This is a genomic window from Alishewanella maricola (assembly GCF_016343785.1).
Classification (GTDB): domain Bacteria; phylum Pseudomonadota; class Gammaproteobacteria; order Enterobacterales; family Alteromonadaceae; genus Alishewanella; species Alishewanella maricola.
On sequence record NZ_JAEINI020000005.1, the window covers coordinates 264,308 to 279,738 of the forward strand.

General features: G+C 45.9%; 14 protein-coding genes and 2 tRNA genes. 14 read left to right on the top strand and 2 right to left on the bottom strand.

All coding sequences use genetic code 11. From position 1 onward, the window contains the following. Positions 1 to 2 precede the first annotated feature (2 nt). On the bottom strand, positions 3 to 1,733 hold the full coding sequence (gene radD, locus JAO78_RS10005) for a DNA repair helicase RadD (protein WP_226751205.1): 1,731 nt from the start codon (positions 1,731 to 1,733) through the stop codon (positions 3 to 5). A gap of 99 nt (positions 1,734 to 1,832) precedes the next feature. Between radD and JAO78_RS10010 the strand changes: the two genes are divergently transcribed. Next, on the top strand, positions 1,833 to 2,228 hold the full coding sequence (locus tag JAO78_RS10010) for a hypothetical protein (RefSeq protein ID WP_226751206.1): 396 nt from the start codon (positions 1,833 to 1,835) through the stop codon (positions 2,226 to 2,228). A gap of 3 nt (positions 2,229 to 2,231) precedes the next feature. Here JAO78_RS10010 and yhbY read toward each other — a convergent pair whose 3' ends face one another. Next, a complete protein-coding gene (gene yhbY, locus JAO78_RS10015; protein WP_226751207.1) occupies positions 2,232 to 2,528 on the bottom strand; it encodes a ribosome assembly RNA-binding protein YhbY in 297 nt (98 codons plus the stop codon). An 82-nt stretch (positions 2,529 to 2,610) separates the two neighbouring features. On the opposite strand from yhbY, the gene rlmE reads away from it, so the two are divergent. The 13 genes from rlmE to truB all read left to right on the top strand — a co-directional run bounded on the left by rlmE (position 2,611) and on the right by truB (position 15,324). After that, entirely contained in the window at positions 2,611 to 3,240 is a 630-nt protein-coding gene (rlmE, locus tag JAO78_RS10020; RefSeq protein ID WP_226751208.1) for a 23S rRNA (uridine(2552)-2'-O)-methyltransferase RlmE, read from the top strand. A gap of 59 nt (positions 3,241 to 3,299) precedes the next feature. Then, positions 3,300 to 5,216: an ATP-dependent zinc metalloprotease FtsH gene (gene ftsH / locus JAO78_RS10025; RefSeq protein ID WP_226751209.1), complete on the top strand. Its 1,917-nt coding sequence runs from the start codon at positions 3,300 to 3,302 to the stop codon at positions 5,214 to 5,216. Between the two features lie 80 nt (positions 5,217 to 5,296). Beyond that, positions 5,297 to 6,133: a dihydropteroate synthase gene (folP, locus tag JAO78_RS10030; protein ID WP_226751210.1), complete on the top strand. Its 837-nt coding sequence runs from the start codon at positions 5,297 to 5,299 to the stop codon at positions 6,131 to 6,133. Then, entirely contained in the window at positions 6,130 to 7,467 is a 1,338-nt protein-coding gene (gene glmM, locus JAO78_RS10035) for a phosphoglucosamine mutase (protein ID WP_226751278.1), read from the top strand. Before folP ends, glmM begins: the two co-directional genes overlap by 4 nt. Before the next feature lie 104 nt (positions 7,468 to 7,571). After that, complete coding sequence (gene tpiA / locus JAO78_RS10040; RefSeq protein WP_226751211.1) at positions 7,572 to 8,309, top strand: triose-phosphate isomerase; 738 nt, start codon at positions 7,572 to 7,574, stop codon at positions 8,307 to 8,309. 2 nt (positions 8,310 to 8,311) lie between these two features. Further along, positions 8,312 to 8,647, top strand: coding sequence for a preprotein translocase subunit SecG (gene secG / locus JAO78_RS10045; protein ID WP_226751212.1), 336 nt, complete (start codon positions 8,312 to 8,314; stop codon positions 8,645 to 8,647). 9 nt (positions 8,648 to 8,656) lie between these two features. Continuing rightward, positions 8,657 to 8,741 (top strand) — tRNA-Leu (locus tag JAO78_RS10050). A 64-nt stretch (positions 8,742 to 8,805) separates the two neighbouring features. After that, a tRNA-Met gene (locus JAO78_RS10055) sits at positions 8,806 to 8,882 on the top strand. 285 nt (positions 8,883 to 9,167) lie between these two features. Further along, positions 9,168 to 9,623: a ribosome maturation factor RimP gene (gene rimP, locus JAO78_RS10060; protein WP_226751213.1), complete on the top strand. Its 456-nt coding sequence runs from the start codon at positions 9,168 to 9,170 to the stop codon at positions 9,621 to 9,623. A 33-nt stretch (positions 9,624 to 9,656) separates the two neighbouring features. After that, a complete protein-coding gene (gene nusA / locus JAO78_RS10065) occupies positions 9,657 to 11,153 on the top strand; it encodes a transcription termination factor NusA (RefSeq protein WP_226751214.1) in 1,497 nt (498 codons plus the stop codon). A 25-nt stretch (positions 11,154 to 11,178) separates the two neighbouring features. After that, positions 11,179 to 13,863 carry a translation initiation factor IF-2 gene (gene infB, locus JAO78_RS10070; protein WP_226751215.1) on the top strand — a complete coding sequence of 895 codons (2,685 nt, stop codon included), beginning with the start codon at positions 11,179 to 11,181 and terminating at the stop codon, positions 13,861 to 13,863. 106 nt (positions 13,864 to 13,969) lie between these two features. Beyond that, positions 13,970 to 14,404 carry a 30S ribosome-binding factor RbfA gene (rbfA, locus tag JAO78_RS10075; RefSeq protein ID WP_226751216.1) on the top strand — a complete coding sequence of 145 codons (435 nt, stop codon included), beginning with the start codon at positions 13,970 to 13,972 and terminating at the stop codon, positions 14,402 to 14,404. Beyond that, positions 14,404 to 15,324 carry a tRNA pseudouridine(55) synthase TruB gene (gene truB / locus JAO78_RS10080; protein ID WP_226751217.1) on the top strand — a complete coding sequence of 307 codons (921 nt, stop codon included), beginning with the start codon at positions 14,404 to 14,406 and terminating at the stop codon, positions 15,322 to 15,324. The genes rbfA and truB overlap by 1 nt, the downstream gene beginning before the upstream one ends. The last annotated feature ends 107 nt before the right edge of the window (positions 15,325 to 15,431 follow it).

Here is a 15,431-nt window from a genome sequence, read left to right on the forward strand (position 1 = left end):
CGTTACTGTTCAGTGAACTGCTGATAGCGCCCCTGGTAATCAAAATAGCTTTCGACATGCTGCCAGCTGTGTTTCTGTTTTTGTAATAATATCAGCTGCGGCGGCCGAAACCGCTCAGCTAAAGCCACCAGTTGCGCGGCTGTTTTAATGGTGGGTAAAGGTGTTCCGGGCACTTTGCTGTGCGGTTTAATAAACAAGGCGTAAAGCGCACGGCGCTGAGCCGGGCTTTGTAACTTAAACCAACGATAAAACGGGTTACCTTCGATATCGTAATAACTTACCTTTAAATCGCCGTTATCATCGGATAGCTGCATGTTATGGCAGCGAAAAAGGTGATGATGCTGCTGGTTTAACACTTCGCGTAATCGTTTATCGGGATCAACTAACACCGACTCACATTGCTGACAGCTGCGTGCGGCGATGTCATTCTCGGCGCCACACTCTGGGCAATTGCGGCTCCGATAACGAAACTGACATTGTTGAGCCGTATCCTCGATTAAGCCCTGACAACGCCTGCCGTAATGCTCAATAATGTCGCCATCTTGGTCGGTTAACCCCCAGAAAATATTAGCAAAGCCACATTCAGGGCAGAGTACTTGCACCGGTACCGATTTACTGTTTGGTTTTGCTTGCCCCACTTCAGGGCTAAATAAATCATAACCATTTGCGGCATAATCAATAATTAAACATTCTGTTTTGCCTGCGGCGATGCGTAAACCTCGGCCCACCATTTGTTGAAATAAACTGACTGAGGCGGTTGGGCGTAAAATAGCTATTAAATCAACATGGGGGGCGTCAAAGCCTGTTGTTAATACCGCCACATTTACCAGAAACTTGATTTGTCGATCCTTAAAGGCGTCAATCAATTGATCGCGTTCAACTGTGGGTGTTTCCGCGTTCAGGATGGCAGCGTTTTGCTGACTGAGTAACTGCATAATTTCGTTGGCATGTTTTACCGTAGCCGCAAAAACAATGATGCCTTGGCGTTGCGTCGCCAAAGTGATTAATTGTTGCATGATCAGTGCGGTTGCCCGACCACTTTTTCCTAAGATAGAGTTCACTTCTGTTTCAGTGTAATCGCCTTCAGCTTTGGGTTTTAGCGAGCTAAAATCGTATTGTGCACTTAAGCCATCATATAAACGTGGCGTTGTTAGGTAACCTTGTTTAATTAAGGGCCTTAGCGGCAAGTCAAAAATACAATATTCAAACGTGGGGTTAAGTGTATTCCCCACCCGGCCATGATAATGTTGCCGATAGATCCAGCCACTGCCCAACCGAAATGGGGTTGCGGTAAGTCCCAACAACTTTATCTCGGGATTGTGTTGTTTCAGTTGGCTTAATAGTTGTTGGTATTGGCTGTCGGTGCTCAAGCTAACGCGATGGCACTCATCAATAATCACTAATGAAAAAGCGCTTGCAAAGGCATCTAAATTACGTACGGCAGACTGTACACTAGCAACCACCGTTTTCGCGCTAGCATCTTTTTGTTGCAGGCCTGCTGCATAAATACTGGCTTTTGCGGTTAAAACGGCCACTTTTTCTGCATTTTGTGCTACCAATTCTTTAACATGCGTTAAAATAAGAACACGTCCTTTGGCACGACGAGCAAGCTCGGCAATAACAATGCTTTTACCTGCCCCAGTTGGTAATACTAATACCGCTGAGGCCGATTTTTGTTGGAAATGGCTAATAGCGGCATTAACGGCATGTTGTTGGTAATCTCTGAGTTGCACGGTAGGTTCGTTGCTTAACTAAATTGTCGATAGGTTAGCATAGCCATGGCCATTCGTAGCAAGTTTCCGCCAGATTAGTACAGTAGTAGGAGCCTTATCATGGCAAAACATACCGCCTTTTCCTTACGTTTAGAGCAGCGAGTCTTGTGGGTAACCGCCAACGGTTTTTGGACTAAAGCGATCGCGCAACAGTACGTTCGTGAAATGCGTTCATTAGTTTTACCAATTAGCGCAAAACCTTGGGCAGTAGTATTGGATATTCGGCAGTGGGAAATATCTCCAGCCGAAGTTTTTTCGTTACTAAATGAAAACACGGCTTGGTGCTTTGACAATAATCTAAAGCATGTCGAAACTATTGGCGCTGATAATACAATGGTGATGTGGCAGTTTACCAAGGCGACACAAGCGGTAAAGCCGGCCGATGTTGTAAGTACATTAAAAGATGATGAACTCGCAGCCCGGCAGTCATTGCGAGCTGCCGGGTATCTATTTTGATATTTAACCGCGTGGTAAATGGATCTTTTTTTCTTGCGACTGGCGGAATAAAACCAAGATTTTGCCGATAACCTGAACTTTTTCAGCGTTGGTTTCTCTGACTATCGCGTCCATAATCAACACTTTTTGTTCTCTATCTTCGCCTGGCACTTTAATTTTAATTAATTCATGAAAGTTTAAAGCGTTATCAATTTCAGCAACCACACCCTCTGTTAAACCGTTACCGCCTAGTAAAATAACGGGTTTTAAATCATGGGCTTTGGTTTTTAAAAATTGTTTTTGTTTATTGGTTAAACTCATAAGGTTAGAATGTCCGTAGAAAAGCTTGAATTATGCCTATTGTAGCGCCATCTACAGCATAAGACTATTTAAGAGTAGTAACATGACTAAGAAAAAACGCTCAGCCAGTTCATCGCGTTGGCTAAAAGAGCATTTTGATGATCAATTTGTACAGAAAGCGCAAAAGCTGGGCTTACGTTCGCGCGCTGCGTTTAAATTAGAAGAGATCCAGCAACAAGACAAACTGGTTAAACCGGGTATGACAGTGGTAGATTTAGGCTCAGCCCCTGGTAGTTGGTCTCAGTTTGTGGTGGGATTAGTGGGTAAAGAGGGTACGGTCATTGCCTGTGATATTTTACCCATGGATCCGCTGGCCGGGGTCGCTTTTTTACAGGGTGATTTTCGAGAGGAAGCTGTTTTAGAGGCATTACTGAGCCGGATCGGTGGTAAAACCGTAGATGTGGTATTATCTGATATGGCACCGAACATGAGTGGCAATGACACTACCGATCAAGCCCGTTCTGTTTATTTAGTTGAGTTGGCATTAGACATGTGCCAAAAAGTTTTGAAGCAAAATGGCAGTTTTGTAGTCAAAGTGTTTCAGGGAGAGGGTTTTGAGCAATTCCTGAAAGATGTACGCGCCGCCTTTAGTAATGTGAAAATTCGTAAGCCTGATTCGTCGCGTGCCCGTTCACGCGAGACATATATCGTGGCCACCGGCTTTAAACTTTAGTAAAGTAGTCCGGTATTAATGATTTTTAGAGTAAAGATGAGGTTATAACCTTGAGTGACATGGCAAAAAATCTGATTGTCTGGTTAGTAATCGCTGTTGTACTGATGTCAGTATTCAATAGCTTTGGGCCGAGTGAAAACACCGACCGCCAGACTAGCTACACCCAGTTTGTAAAAGAAGTTAATCAGGGGCTGATCCGCGAAGTGAAGATTGAGCGTTCAGGCGTGATTACGGGCGTTAAGCGCAGCGGTGAGCGTTTTGAAACCGTGTTGCCAGTGAATGACCCTGACCTGATCAAAGACCTTTATAACAATGACGTTCGGGTACTGGGTGCGAAACCCGAAGAAAGTAGCTGGTTAGCTACCATCTTTATCTCTTGGTTCCCAATGCTGTTGTTGATCGGTGTCTGGATTTTCTTTATGCGTCAGATGCAAGGCGGCGGTGGCAAAGGCGCCATGTCGTTTGGCAAAAGTAAAGCGCGCTTAATGGGTGAAGACCAAATTAAGACTACGTTTGCTGATGTTGCCGGTTGTGATGAAGCGAAAGAAGAAGTTTCAGAGCTGGTTGAATATCTACGCGACCCTTCACGTTTCCAGAAGCTCGGCGGTAAGATCCCTAAGGGTATCTTAATGGTGGGCCCACCAGGTACAGGTAAAACGCTGTTAGCGAAAGCGATTGCTGGCGAAGCGAAAGTGCCTTTCTTTACCATTTCTGGTTCTGATTTCGTTGAAATGTTCGTGGGTGTCGGTGCTTCTCGGGTACGGGATATGTTCGACCAAGCCAAAAAAGCCGCACCTTGCATTATCTTCATTGATGAAATTGATGCCGTAGGCCGTCAGCGTGGTGCCGGTTTAGGTGGTGGTCACGATGAACGCGAGCAAACGCTTAACCAGATGCTGGTTGAAATGGATGGTTTTGATGGCAACGAAGGCGTGATTATTATTGCTGCAACGAACCGTCCAGATGTGCTTGATGCAGCGTTGCTGCGTCCTGGCCGTTTCGATCGTCAAGTCGTGGTGGGTTTACCTGATGTGCGCGGTCGTGAGCAAATTTTAAAAGTACATATGCGTAAAGTACCTATTGCAGATGATGTGAAAGCCAGTGTTATTGCTCGAGGTACACCAGGTTTTTCGGGTGCTGACTTGGCAAACTTGGTTAACGAAGCAGCGCTATTTGCCGCTCGTGGTAATCGCCGAGTCGTTAGCATGGAAGAGTTTGAGCGTGCTAAAGACAAGATCATGATGGGTGCAGAACGCCGTTCTATGGTGATGACCGATGCTGAGAAAGAAATGACGGCATACCATGAAGCAGGCCATGCCATTATTGGTTGTTTAGTACCAGAGCACGATCCAGTGCACAAAGTGACCATTATTCCGCGTGGTCGCGCCTTAGGTGTCACCTTTTTCTTACCAGAGCAAGATGCGATCAGTGTCAGTCGCCGTAAGCTCGAAAGTAAGATTTCTGTTGCTTATGGTGGGCGCCTAGCCGAAGAAGTGATTTACGGCTTAGATGCTGTGTCGACCGGTGCTTCGCAAGATATTAAATACGCGACCTCGATTGCTCGTAACATGGTGACGCAATGGGGTTTCTCTGAGAAGTTAGGGCCGTTGTTATATGCTGAGGAAGAAGGTGAAGTATTCTTAGGCCGTAGCATGGGCAAATCGAACAATATGTCAGATGAGACCGCCTCGATTATCGATTCTGAAATCAAAGCCATTATCGATCGTAACTATAATCGGGCAAAACAGCTGCTAGATGAAAACATGGACATTTTACATGCCATGAAAGATGCGCTGATGTTGTATGAAACCATTGATGCACGTCAGATTAAAGAGTTGATGGAGCGTAAAGCAGTTAGCCAGCCTGAAAACTGGGAACCGCGTGATAAGGACAGTAAAGGCGGCGATGATGATAAGTCAGCGTCATCTGCTGCGCCTACCGCAACGGATAAACCCTCTGAAGGCAACGTGCACTAAGTCACTTACATGCCTTTGCAAAGCAGTTATAATAACAACCCCGGCTTGTCCGGGGTTTTGTTTTTAGCGGAGTAAGCCACATGCAGTTACAGTTACCTCGGCAACGTTCTCTTAGTTTAGATCGACCACAAATCATGGGAATATTAAATATTACCCCTGATTCATTTTCAGATGGTGGTAAACACCAAGTACTGGATCAAGCCTTATTTAGTGCGGAGCAAATGTTGCTTGACGGCGCAACCATTCTCGATGTCGGTGGTGAGTCCACACGACCTGGCGCTGCAGCCGTTAGCTTAACTGAAGAATTAGCACGAGTTATCCCTGTAATCAGCGCTTTACGCCAACGTTTTGATTGTGCCATTTCGATTGATACCAGTAAAGCTGAGGTGATGTCAGCGGCCGTTCAGGCTGGCGCCGATATGATTAATGATGTCTGTGCTTTGCAAGCACCTGCGGCGCTAGAAACTGCCGCTGCGTTGCAAGTTCCCGTTTGCATTATGCATATGCAAGGGGCGCCTCGTACCATGCAACATGATCCACAATATCAGCAACTGGTACCTGAAGTACTGGCGTTTTTATTGGCCAGAGCAGAGGCATGTCAGCAAGCAGGCATTCCTGCGAGTCAAATTGTGCTCGATCCTGGTTTTGGTTTTGGTAAAACCTTAGCGCATAATTATCAGTTGTTAGCCGCATTAGATCAATTTGTGGCAAGCGGTTATGCGGTGCTTGCCGGTATGTCACGTAAAAGTATGATTGGCCAGTTACTAGCGTTACCAACGTCAGAAAGGCTTGCTGGCAGTCTTGCATGTGCCAGCTTAGCGGCTTATGCTGGCGCACAAATTATTCGTGTGCATGATGTTAAAGAAAGTGTGCAAGCAGTACGCGTTGCTGCTGCGGCCCGTTATGGAGTTAAATAATGACAAGAAAATATTTTGGAACTGATGGTGTACGCGGTCGCGTTGGTGAATTTCCTATTACCCCTGAATTTGCCATGAAATTGGGTTGGGCCGCGGGTCGAGTATTATCTCAGCGCGGTACACGCAAAGTATTGATCGGTAAAGATACGCGTATTTCAGGTTATTTATTAGAAACGGCATTAGAAGCAGGCTTAATTGCCGCCGGTATTGATGTGCGCTTATTGGGCCCAATGCCCACACCTGCCGTCGCCTATTTAACGCGTACTTTCCGAGCCGAAGCCGGTATTGTGATTAGTGCTTCACACAATCCTTATTATGATAATGGCATTAAGTTTTTCTCCGCTGATGGTATGAAACTGGCGGATGAGATTGAATTGGCGATTGAGCACGAGCTTGAACAACCAATGATTTGTGAATCGTCAGAAAAGCTCGGTAAAGCAGAGCGTATCAATGATGCGGCGGGTCGTTATATCGAATTCTGTAAAAGCCACCTTAACAACAACTTGTCGCTCAGTGGGTTAAAAATCGTCATCGATTGTGCTCATGGAGCAACTTACCATATTGCGCCTGCGGTTTTTAAAGAACTGGGTGCTGAAGTTATCGCGATCGGCTGTAAGCCAGATGGTTTAAATATTAATGAAAAGTGCGGCGCAACACATACTGAGTTGTTACGCGCAACCGTGTTAGAAAAACAAGCTGATCTGGGTATTGCCTATGATGGCGATGGTGATCGCGTGATGATGGTCGATCAACATGGTCGCGTGCTTGATGGTGATGAGATTGTTTATATCATTGCGCGTGCTGCGAAAGAAGCCGGTACATTAAAAGGCGGCGTAGTCGGGACCTTAATGAGCAATATGGGTTTAGAGCTGGCTTTAGCTAAATTAGATATCCCGTTTGCGCGCAGTGCAGTAGGTGATCGTTACGTTATGGAATTACTCCGAGAAAAGAACTGGCGCATTGGCGGTGAAAATTCTGGCCATGTGTTAAATCTTGATTACACCTGCACCGGCGATGGTATTATTGCCTCACTTCAAGTCCTCACTGCTATGCTCTCTAGCGGCAAAAGCTTGGCGCAATTAATGAGCGATATGCGTAAGTTACCGCAGGTACTGGTCAACGTGAAATTTGCTAAAGGTTCTACGCCATTAGAAAAAGTTAACGTAAAAGAATGTATTGCTGCAGTAGAGCGCGATCTGGCAGGAAAGGGCCGCGTGCTGATCCGTAAATCAGGTACCGAGCCATTGATCCGAGTGATGGTTGAAGGTGAAGATGCCGACACCGTTCGTCAATATGCTGAAAAAATTGCTGATGCAGTAAAAATTGCTAGTTAGGATGAGATAATAAATAGACAATTAGCCGCGCTGCCGCGGCTAAAGCTTGTTCTAAAGCAGAAGCTTAGTTACTATCAACAGGTGTAAGCTAAGGATACTGCCTAATGTCACGTAAAAAGCTTGTTGCCGCCAATTGGAAAATGAATGGCTCATCAGCGCTGGTCAATATGATCAGCACAACATTGCAATCAATAGCACCGCAAGTGGATATTTTAATCTGCCCTCCCGCTACGTTGTTAAGTGCTTTTCCAACAGCGCATGCTTTTCAGCTGGGCGGTCAAGATATCAGTGCGCATGTAGCGGGTGCCTATACCGGCCAAATAAGTGCTGAATTGTTGTTAGCGGCTGGCGCTCGTTATGCACTAGTAGGGCACTCTGAACGTCGTGAATATCAATTTGAAACTGATCAGCTAATTGCTGCAAAAGTAGCCACTGCAGTCGCTGCAGGCTTAACACCCCTTTTATGTATTGGCGAAACGTTAGCAGAACGGCAGCAAGAAAAAACCGAGCAGGTTATTGCGAAACAGTTAGCGGCAGTGTATGCTTCGCACCCCGAATTGCTGCAGAAATCGGTGCTAGCATATGAACCGATTTGGGCGATAGGTACTGGTGAGTCAGCAACACCGGAGCAGGCACAACAGATACATGCCTTTATCCGTGCTGAGTTAGCTAAGTATGATGCCGACGCGGCGCAACAGGTAAAAATTTTATATGGTGGCAGTGTTAATGCAGAAAATTGTGCTGCATTATTTACTCAACCAGACATAGACGGTGCTTTAGTTGGCGGTGCTAGCTTAAAACCCGAAGAATTTGCGCAAATTTGCCTTAGTGCAAAGGAATAAGCATGTACGATTTATTTGTAATTTGTTATTTGTTAGTTTCGTTAGCCCTTATTTTATTAGTGTTAATTCAACACGGTAAAGGCGCTAGCATGGGCGCAGCATTTGGTGCTGGTGCTTCTGGTACAGTATTTGGTTCAAGCGGTACAGGTAATTTCTTAACGAAAACCACTACCTTTTTGGCAATTTTATTTTTTATGTTGAGCTTAGTATTAGGTAACCTAACCGCTAAGCAAAGCAAGCCAGATGATGGCTCAGAATTTTTCCAATCTGTCCCGGTAACAACCGAACAGGCTCCTGCCAAGAAAGATGACGTTAACGACATCCCGGTAGGTAATTAAGTTTTATACGCCGAGGTGGTGAAATTGGTAGACACGCTATCTTGAGGGGGTAGTGTCTTCGGACGTGCGGGTTCAAGTCCCGCTCTCGGCACCAAATTAACGTAAGCAGTAGCTTGCGCTATCAGTACAGGCACTATATAATGTGCACCAGTTACGGACGCGGGATGGAGCAGCCTGGTAGCTCGTCGGGCTCATAACCCGAAGGTCGTCGGTTCAAATCCGGCTCCCGCAACCAACTTTCAGTTTAAACTTATTACTAACATTTGTTTCAACAAGTCTTAACTCAACAGGTTAAACTCATTGCTACAAGCTTAATAAGTTTTTGAAAGGGGTTTCGTAACAGCGGTCGTAGAAGTTGATACAACTCCCGCCCCATTAAATATTCATTGCGCATTGGCGATATGCGTAATGATTGGATGTGAATTCGCCCCGCTTGTTCGGGGCTTTTTCGTATCTGGAGTTAGTGTTTATGCAGTAATGGGCGCTTTGCCCATTTTTTATTTGTGTTTCGGAGGTTTTTTTGGCTAAACAAGAACAGCAACTAACAGAGCTGCTGACGCCGACTGTGGAGACAGCCGGTTATCTATTGTGGGGTATCGAACTGGTGCGAGCCGGTCGTCATACCACACTGAGAGTGTTTATCGATAAAGCAGATGGCATTACAGTCGAAGACTGTGCCCTGATCAGTCGAGAAATCAGCGCTTTGCTGGATGTTGAGGATCCAATCCCAACAGAGTATACCCTTGAAGTATCTTCACCAGGCTTGGATCGGCCGTTGTTCACCGAAGCACAATTCTCCCAATATGTTGGCCATAAACTTGAGGTTAAATTAACGATACCTCAAGATAGTCGACGTAAATTCAAAGGGTTACTAACAAGCTTCGATGGCGACATGTTAGTAATAGAAGTGGATGGCAAACCCTATAGTTTGCTTTTCGATAATATTGATAAAGCAAACGTGGTACCGGTTTTTTAAGCGTCCCGGGTTAGCGTCAAAGCGAGGCATATAATGGCAAAAGAGATATTATTAGTTGTTGATGCGGTTTCAAATGAAAAATCAGTGCCACGGGAAAAGATTTTCCAAGCACTGGAGTTTGCATTAGCCGCCGCCACTAAAAAGAAAAATGAAGGCGATATTGAAGTTCGGGTTAGCATCGATCGCAAAACCGGTAGTTATGATACTTTCCGCCGTTGGGAAGTGATCGCAGATGATGCCGTCATGGAACACCCATACCGTGAAATGACTTTATCAGCAGCACAGTATGACGAGCCAAACATTAAGTTAGGTGATTTTGTTGAAGAGCAAATCGACTCTGTCGAATTTGACCGTATCACCACGCAAATGGCGAAACAAGTTATCGTACAAAAAGTACGTGAAGCTGAACGTTCACAAGTTGTTGAAGCGTATATTGACCAAGTGGGTGAGTTAGTCACCGGCGTGGTTAAAAAAGTGAATCGTGAAAGTATTATCGTCGATTTAGGTAACAATGCTGAAGCTATGTTACCACGCGAAGAAATGTTACCGCGTGAAACCTATCGCCCAGGTGACCGTATTCGTACATTATTATTTGATGTAAAACCAGAAGCTCGTGGTGCACAGCTGTTTTTAAGCCGTGCCAAGCCAGAAATGTTGTTAGAGTTGTTCCGCATTGAAGTGCCAGAAATTGGCGAAGAAATGATTGAACTTCGCGGAGCAGCGCGCGATCCAGGTTCACGTGCCAAGATTGCGGTTAAAAGCAATGACCGTCGCATTGATCCTGTAGGTGCTTGTGTTGGTATGCGTGGTTCACGTGTGCAAGCAGTGTCAAACGAGCTAGGTGGTGAGCGGGTTGATATCGTGTTGTATGACGATAACGATGCTCAATTTGTAATTAACGCTATGGCGCCGGCTGAAGTTGCTTCTATCATTGTTGATGAAGATGCCCACTCTATGGATATCGCTGTTGAAGAGTCAAATCTGGCGATGGCGATTGGTCGTAATGGTCAAAACGTGCGTTTAGCAAGCCAATTAACAGGTTGGGAACTGAACGTTATGTCAGTTGCTGCCATGAAAGCAAAGCATCAAGAAGAAACGGCTAAAGTTCGTCAGGTATTTATGGACGCACTTGAAATCGATGAAGACTTTGCTGATGTGCTGGTTGACGAAGGTTTCTCTACGCTAGAAGAAGTAGCTTACGTGCCTATTAGCGAATTGTTGTCAATCGATGGTTTAGATGAAGAAACGGTTGAGTTACTGCGTAACCGCGCCAAAGATATTCTGACCACACGCGCACTGGCCAGTGAAGAATCACTGGAAGATGCCAAGCCAACAGAACAATTGTTGGCCTTAGAATGTTTAGATACGCATACCGCTTATGTTATCGCCAGCAAAGGGGTGACCACCCTTGATGATTTGGCTGAACTGGGTGTGGATGATTTATTAGAATTAGTTGAAATGACAGAAGATAAAGCTGCAGAGTTAATAATGGCTGCTCGTAATATTGTCTGGTTTAATGAAAGTAACTGAGTAGTCAACGGAGGTAACAACACAAATGGCAGAAGTCACCATAGAAAAGCTGGCCAGTGATGTCGGTACAACTGTTGATCGGTTAGTCCAACAATTTGCTGATGCAGGTATTACCAAGGCCAAAGGCCAATCGGTAACTGAAGAAGAGAAAAAACAATTACTAGAGCACTTGAGCAAAGCCCATGGCGGAAAAGCGCCAGAGCCAGCTAAGTTAACGCTGAAACGCAAAGAAAAGAGCACCTTGAGTGTAGCTGGCGGCGCAGGCCGTAACCGTGAGATCCAGGTTGAAGTGCGTAAGCAAAAAACCTTTATCAAAAAACCGGTAGTTGATGCTGAAACATTGAAAGCGCAAGAAGAAGCGCGTTTAGCTGAAGAAAAAGCCATTGCTGAAGCCAACCGTGCTCGTCAAGAAGCGGAACAAAAAGCCCGTGAAATAGAAATGGCTAAAGCGAAAGAAGAAGCGGAACGCAAAGCCGCTGAAGCAAAAAAACGCGAAGAAGCCAAGCAAGCACAATTATTAAAAGACGATCCGGAAGAAGCGGCTCGTCGTGCAGCGAAAGAAGAAGCGCGCAAAGAAGCTGAACATATTCGTCAGCAACAAGAAGCTGAATCACTGCGTAAGCTAGAAGAAGAAGCCAAGAAGCAAGCTGAAGCCGCACGTAAATTAGCCGAAGAAAACAGCGAGCGTTGGGCGCAGGAAGAAAAGGCTAAATCGACTGAAAAAGACGATTATCACTTAACCAGTAATGAATTTGCCAAGCAAGCTGAAGACGAAGTGGACGCCAAAGAAGAGCGTGCCGGTCGTCGTGGTGTGGGTAAAAAAGCCCCACCAGCTAAAGGTAAAAAGAAAGACGATGGTAACGATAAAGAAGCCTTTAATCGTGCTAATCGCCACACCAAGAAAAAGAAAACGCCTACGAGTATGCAGCATGGCTTTAATAAGCCGGCACAACCTGTTGAGCGTGATGTGAAAATTGGTGAGACCATTACGGTTGCTGAACTGGCCTCTAAAATGGCCGTTAAAGCTTCAGAAGTGATCAAGACCATGATGAAGATGGGCGCTATGGCGACTATCAACCAAGTTATCGACCAAGAAACTGCTGCGATCGTTTGTGAAGAGATGGGTCATAAGTTTACCCTGACTAAAGAAAACGAGTTAGAAGAAGCGGTCATGTCTGATCGTGAAGGTCAGGGCGAATTAGAATCACGAGCGCCGGTTGTGACTGTTATGGGTCACGTTGACCATGGTAAAACTTCACTACTGGACTACATCCGTAAAGCGAAAGTGGCCGCAGGCGAAGCCGGTGGTATTACTCAGCATATCGGTGCTTATCACGTAGAAACTGAACGTGGCATGGTGACTTTCCTTGATACACCTGGTCACGCGGCCTTTACTTCAATGCGGGCTCGTGGAGCGAAAGCAACCGATATCGTTATTTTAGTTGTTGCGGCGGACGATGGCGTAATGCCACAAACTCGCGAAGCTATCCAACATGCTAAAGCCGGTAACGTGCCTTTAGTGGTTGCGGTGAACAAGATTGATAAGCCTTCAGCGGATCCAGATCGGGTACGTAATGAATTATCACAGTTCGATGTTATTTCAGAAGATTGGGGTGGCGATACACAGTTCGTTCCAGTATCTGCGAAAACAGGTGAAGGTATTGATGATCTGTTAGAAGCGATCTTGAACCAAGCCGAATTGCTTGAACTAAAAGCCGTACATAAAGGTTTAGGTCGTGGTGTGGTTATTGAATCACGCTTAGACAAAGGCCGTGGTCCTGTGGCGTCTATCCTGGTTCAGGAAGGCACCTTAAAGCAAGGCGATGTGGTGCTGTGTGGTTTTGAATATGGCCGTGTGCGGGCAATGCGTGACGAAAACGGTAAAGAAATCAAAACTGCTGGGCCGTCAATTCCTGTTGAGATCTTAGGTTTATCTGGCGTACCGGAAGCCGGTGACGAAGTCACCGTGGTGAAAGACGAGCGTAAAGCCCGTGAAGTGGCCTTGTATCGTCAAGGCAAATTCCGCGATGTAAAACTGGCTCGTCAGCAGAAATCTAAACTGGAAAACATGTTTGCTAACATGACTGAAGGTGACGTTTCTGAACTGAATATCGTTCTGAAAGGTGACGTACAAGGTTCGGTGCAAGCGATCACTGAATCCTTGATGAAGTTGTCTACAGACGAAGTGAAGGTTCGGATTGTTGGCTCAGGCGTCGGTGGTATTACTGAAACTGACGTGACCTTGGCTGCTGCATCATCAGCAATCGTTATTGGTTTCAACGTACGTGCCGATGGTACTGCGCGCAAACTGGTTGAAGAAGAAGGCCTAGATTTACGTTATTACAGCATCATTTATGAACTGTTAGACGAAGTCAAAGCGGCGATGACGGGTATGTTAGCACCAGAGTTTAAACAGCAAATCATTGGTTTAGCACAGGTTCGTGACGTATTCCGTTCGCCGAAGTTTGGCGCTGTTGCAGGCTGTATGGTTACCGAAGGCTTAATCAAGCGAAATGCTCCAATCCGCGTACTGCGTGATAACGTGGTCATTTTCGAAGGTGAGCTAGAATCACTACGCCGCTTTAAAGACGACGTGAATGAAGTTAGAAATGGCTTTGAATGTGGTATCGGTGTGAAGAACTACAACGACGTGCGCGAAGGCGACCAGATCGAAGTGTTCGAGACTATTCAGGTCGAACGTACTCTATAATAGATGACGTGACACGTTAATACAGGGGCACGTGTTGCCCCTGTTGTGTTTATGCCAATATGACTCAGTAGCAAAAATGCTGAGCAGGGCAACAAGGAAATAAGGTATGGCCAAAGAATTTTCCCGGGTAGACCGGCTTTCACAGCAAGTGAAAAAAGAAATGGCGGTGATCCTGCAACGTGAGATTAAAGATCCGCGCTTGCACAGCATGATCACCGTTTCTGATGTTGAAGTGTCTCGCGATTTATCGCATGCCAAGGTATTTGTCACCTTTTTAGGTATGGATAACGAGAAAGTCGAAGACAACTTAAAGATTTTGAATGATGCCGCCGGTTATGTGCGCAGTTTAATTGGTAAACGTATTGAGACGCGCATCGTGCCACACATTCGTTTTGCTTTTGATCAGTCGCTAAACGAAGGTATCCGGATGGCCACCTTGGTGGCATCGGTACGGCAAGAAGATCAACGTAAACGCCAAGAAATCGGTCACAACGACGATGAGCCAGCGGAAGAGCAGCGTAAAGGCGGCGAGGAAGCGTAATGCGGGCGCGGAAAAACGCTCGGCAAGTGCATGGTATCTTGTTGTTAGACAAGCCTTTAGAAGTGAGCAGTAATGGTATTTTGCAGCGAGTACGCTGGTTATATCAAGCGGCTAAAGCCGGTCATACTGGCGCCTTAGATCCGATGGCGTCTGGCTTACTGCCCATTTGTTTTGGTGAAGCCACTAAGTTTAGTCAGTTTTTACTGGATACCGATAAAACTTATCAAGTGACTGCCCTGTTTGGTGTTCGTACTAGCACTAGCGATGCTGAAGGGGAAGTGATCAGTGAAAAGCCGGTACAGTTTACTGACAGCGATCTCGAACAGGCTATGCAAGCGTTGCGAGGTGATATTTTACAAGTGCCGACCATGTTTTCAGCGCTTAAATACCAAGGCCAACCCTTATACAAATATGCACGCCAAGGTATTGAAGTTCCGCGCGCGGCACGGCCTATCAGTATTTTTCGTTTCGAGTTAGTCCAGCGTACAGCTGATCGTGCCGATTTTATTGTGCATTGCTCTAAAGGGACTTACATTCGCACGTTAATTGATGATTTAGGTGAAGCTTTGGGCTGTGGTGCGCATGTGGCTGCGTTACATCGGATCCAAGTAGGTCCTTTTACGGCAGCGCAAATGCTCGCGCCAAGCGCACTGGAACCACTCAACACCGCTGCTGATTGGGCCGCGCTGGACAACTTATTATTGCCGATGGACGCGGGTTTGGTTGCTATGCCAGCGTTGACCTTGGATGCTCAGCAAGAGCACGCACTTATGCATGGCCAAACCTGTCAGCTAAGCCATGCCGATATTGACAGTATAAAACTGTATAATCAGGTGGCACAGTTTATTGGCATTGGCACGATTGAGAGCGGAGAGCTTCGTAGTCGTCGTTTAGTCAATTTATCGTTACTGAGCGCTTAACTTACCTTGTAAAGCTCATCAAGGGCGGGTAAAATGCACAACAGTTTTGCTGCCGCTGGATGAGTGATCGGCGGTGAGCGTATCTTAGTTCACTCACATTTGGAGAC

What these genes read in the sequence shown, in the direction of transcription:
- JAO78_RS10010 (WP_226751206.1), top strand. Translation starts at nt 1,833, where the DNA reads ATGGCAAAACATACCGCCTTTTCCTTACGTTTAGAGCAGCGAGTCTTG.
- yhbY (WP_226751207.1), bottom strand. Translation starts at nt 2,528, where the DNA reads ATGAGTTTAACCAATAAACAAAAACAATTTTTAAAAACCAAAGCCCAT.
- rlmE (WP_226751208.1), top strand. Translation starts at nt 2,611, where the DNA reads ATGACTAAGAAAAAACGCTCAGCCAGTTCATCGCGTTGGCTAAAAGAG.
- ftsH (WP_226751209.1), top strand. Translation starts at nt 3,300, where the DNA reads ATGGCAAAAAATCTGATTGTCTGGTTAGTAATCGCTGTTGTACTGATG.
- folP (WP_226751210.1), top strand. Translation starts at nt 5,297, where the DNA reads ATGCAGTTACAGTTACCTCGGCAACGTTCTCTTAGTTTAGATCGACCA.
- tpiA (WP_226751211.1), top strand. Translation starts at nt 7,572, where the DNA reads ATGTCACGTAAAAAGCTTGTTGCCGCCAATTGGAAAATGAATGGCTCA.
- secG (WP_226751212.1), top strand. Translation starts at nt 8,312, where the DNA reads ATGTACGATTTATTTGTAATTTGTTATTTGTTAGTTTCGTTAGCCCTT.
- nusA (WP_226751214.1), top strand. Translation starts at nt 9,657, where the DNA reads ATGGCAAAAGAGATATTATTAGTTGTTGATGCGGTTTCAAATGAAAAA.
- infB (WP_226751215.1), top strand. Translation starts at nt 11,179, where the DNA reads ATGGCAGAAGTCACCATAGAAAAGCTGGCCAGTGATGTCGGTACAACT.
- rbfA (WP_226751216.1), top strand. Translation starts at nt 13,970, where the DNA reads ATGGCCAAAGAATTTTCCCGGGTAGACCGGCTTTCACAGCAAGTGAAA.
- truB (WP_226751217.1), top strand. Translation starts at nt 14,404, where the DNA reads ATGCGGGCGCGGAAAAACGCTCGGCAAGTGCATGGTATCTTGTTGTTA.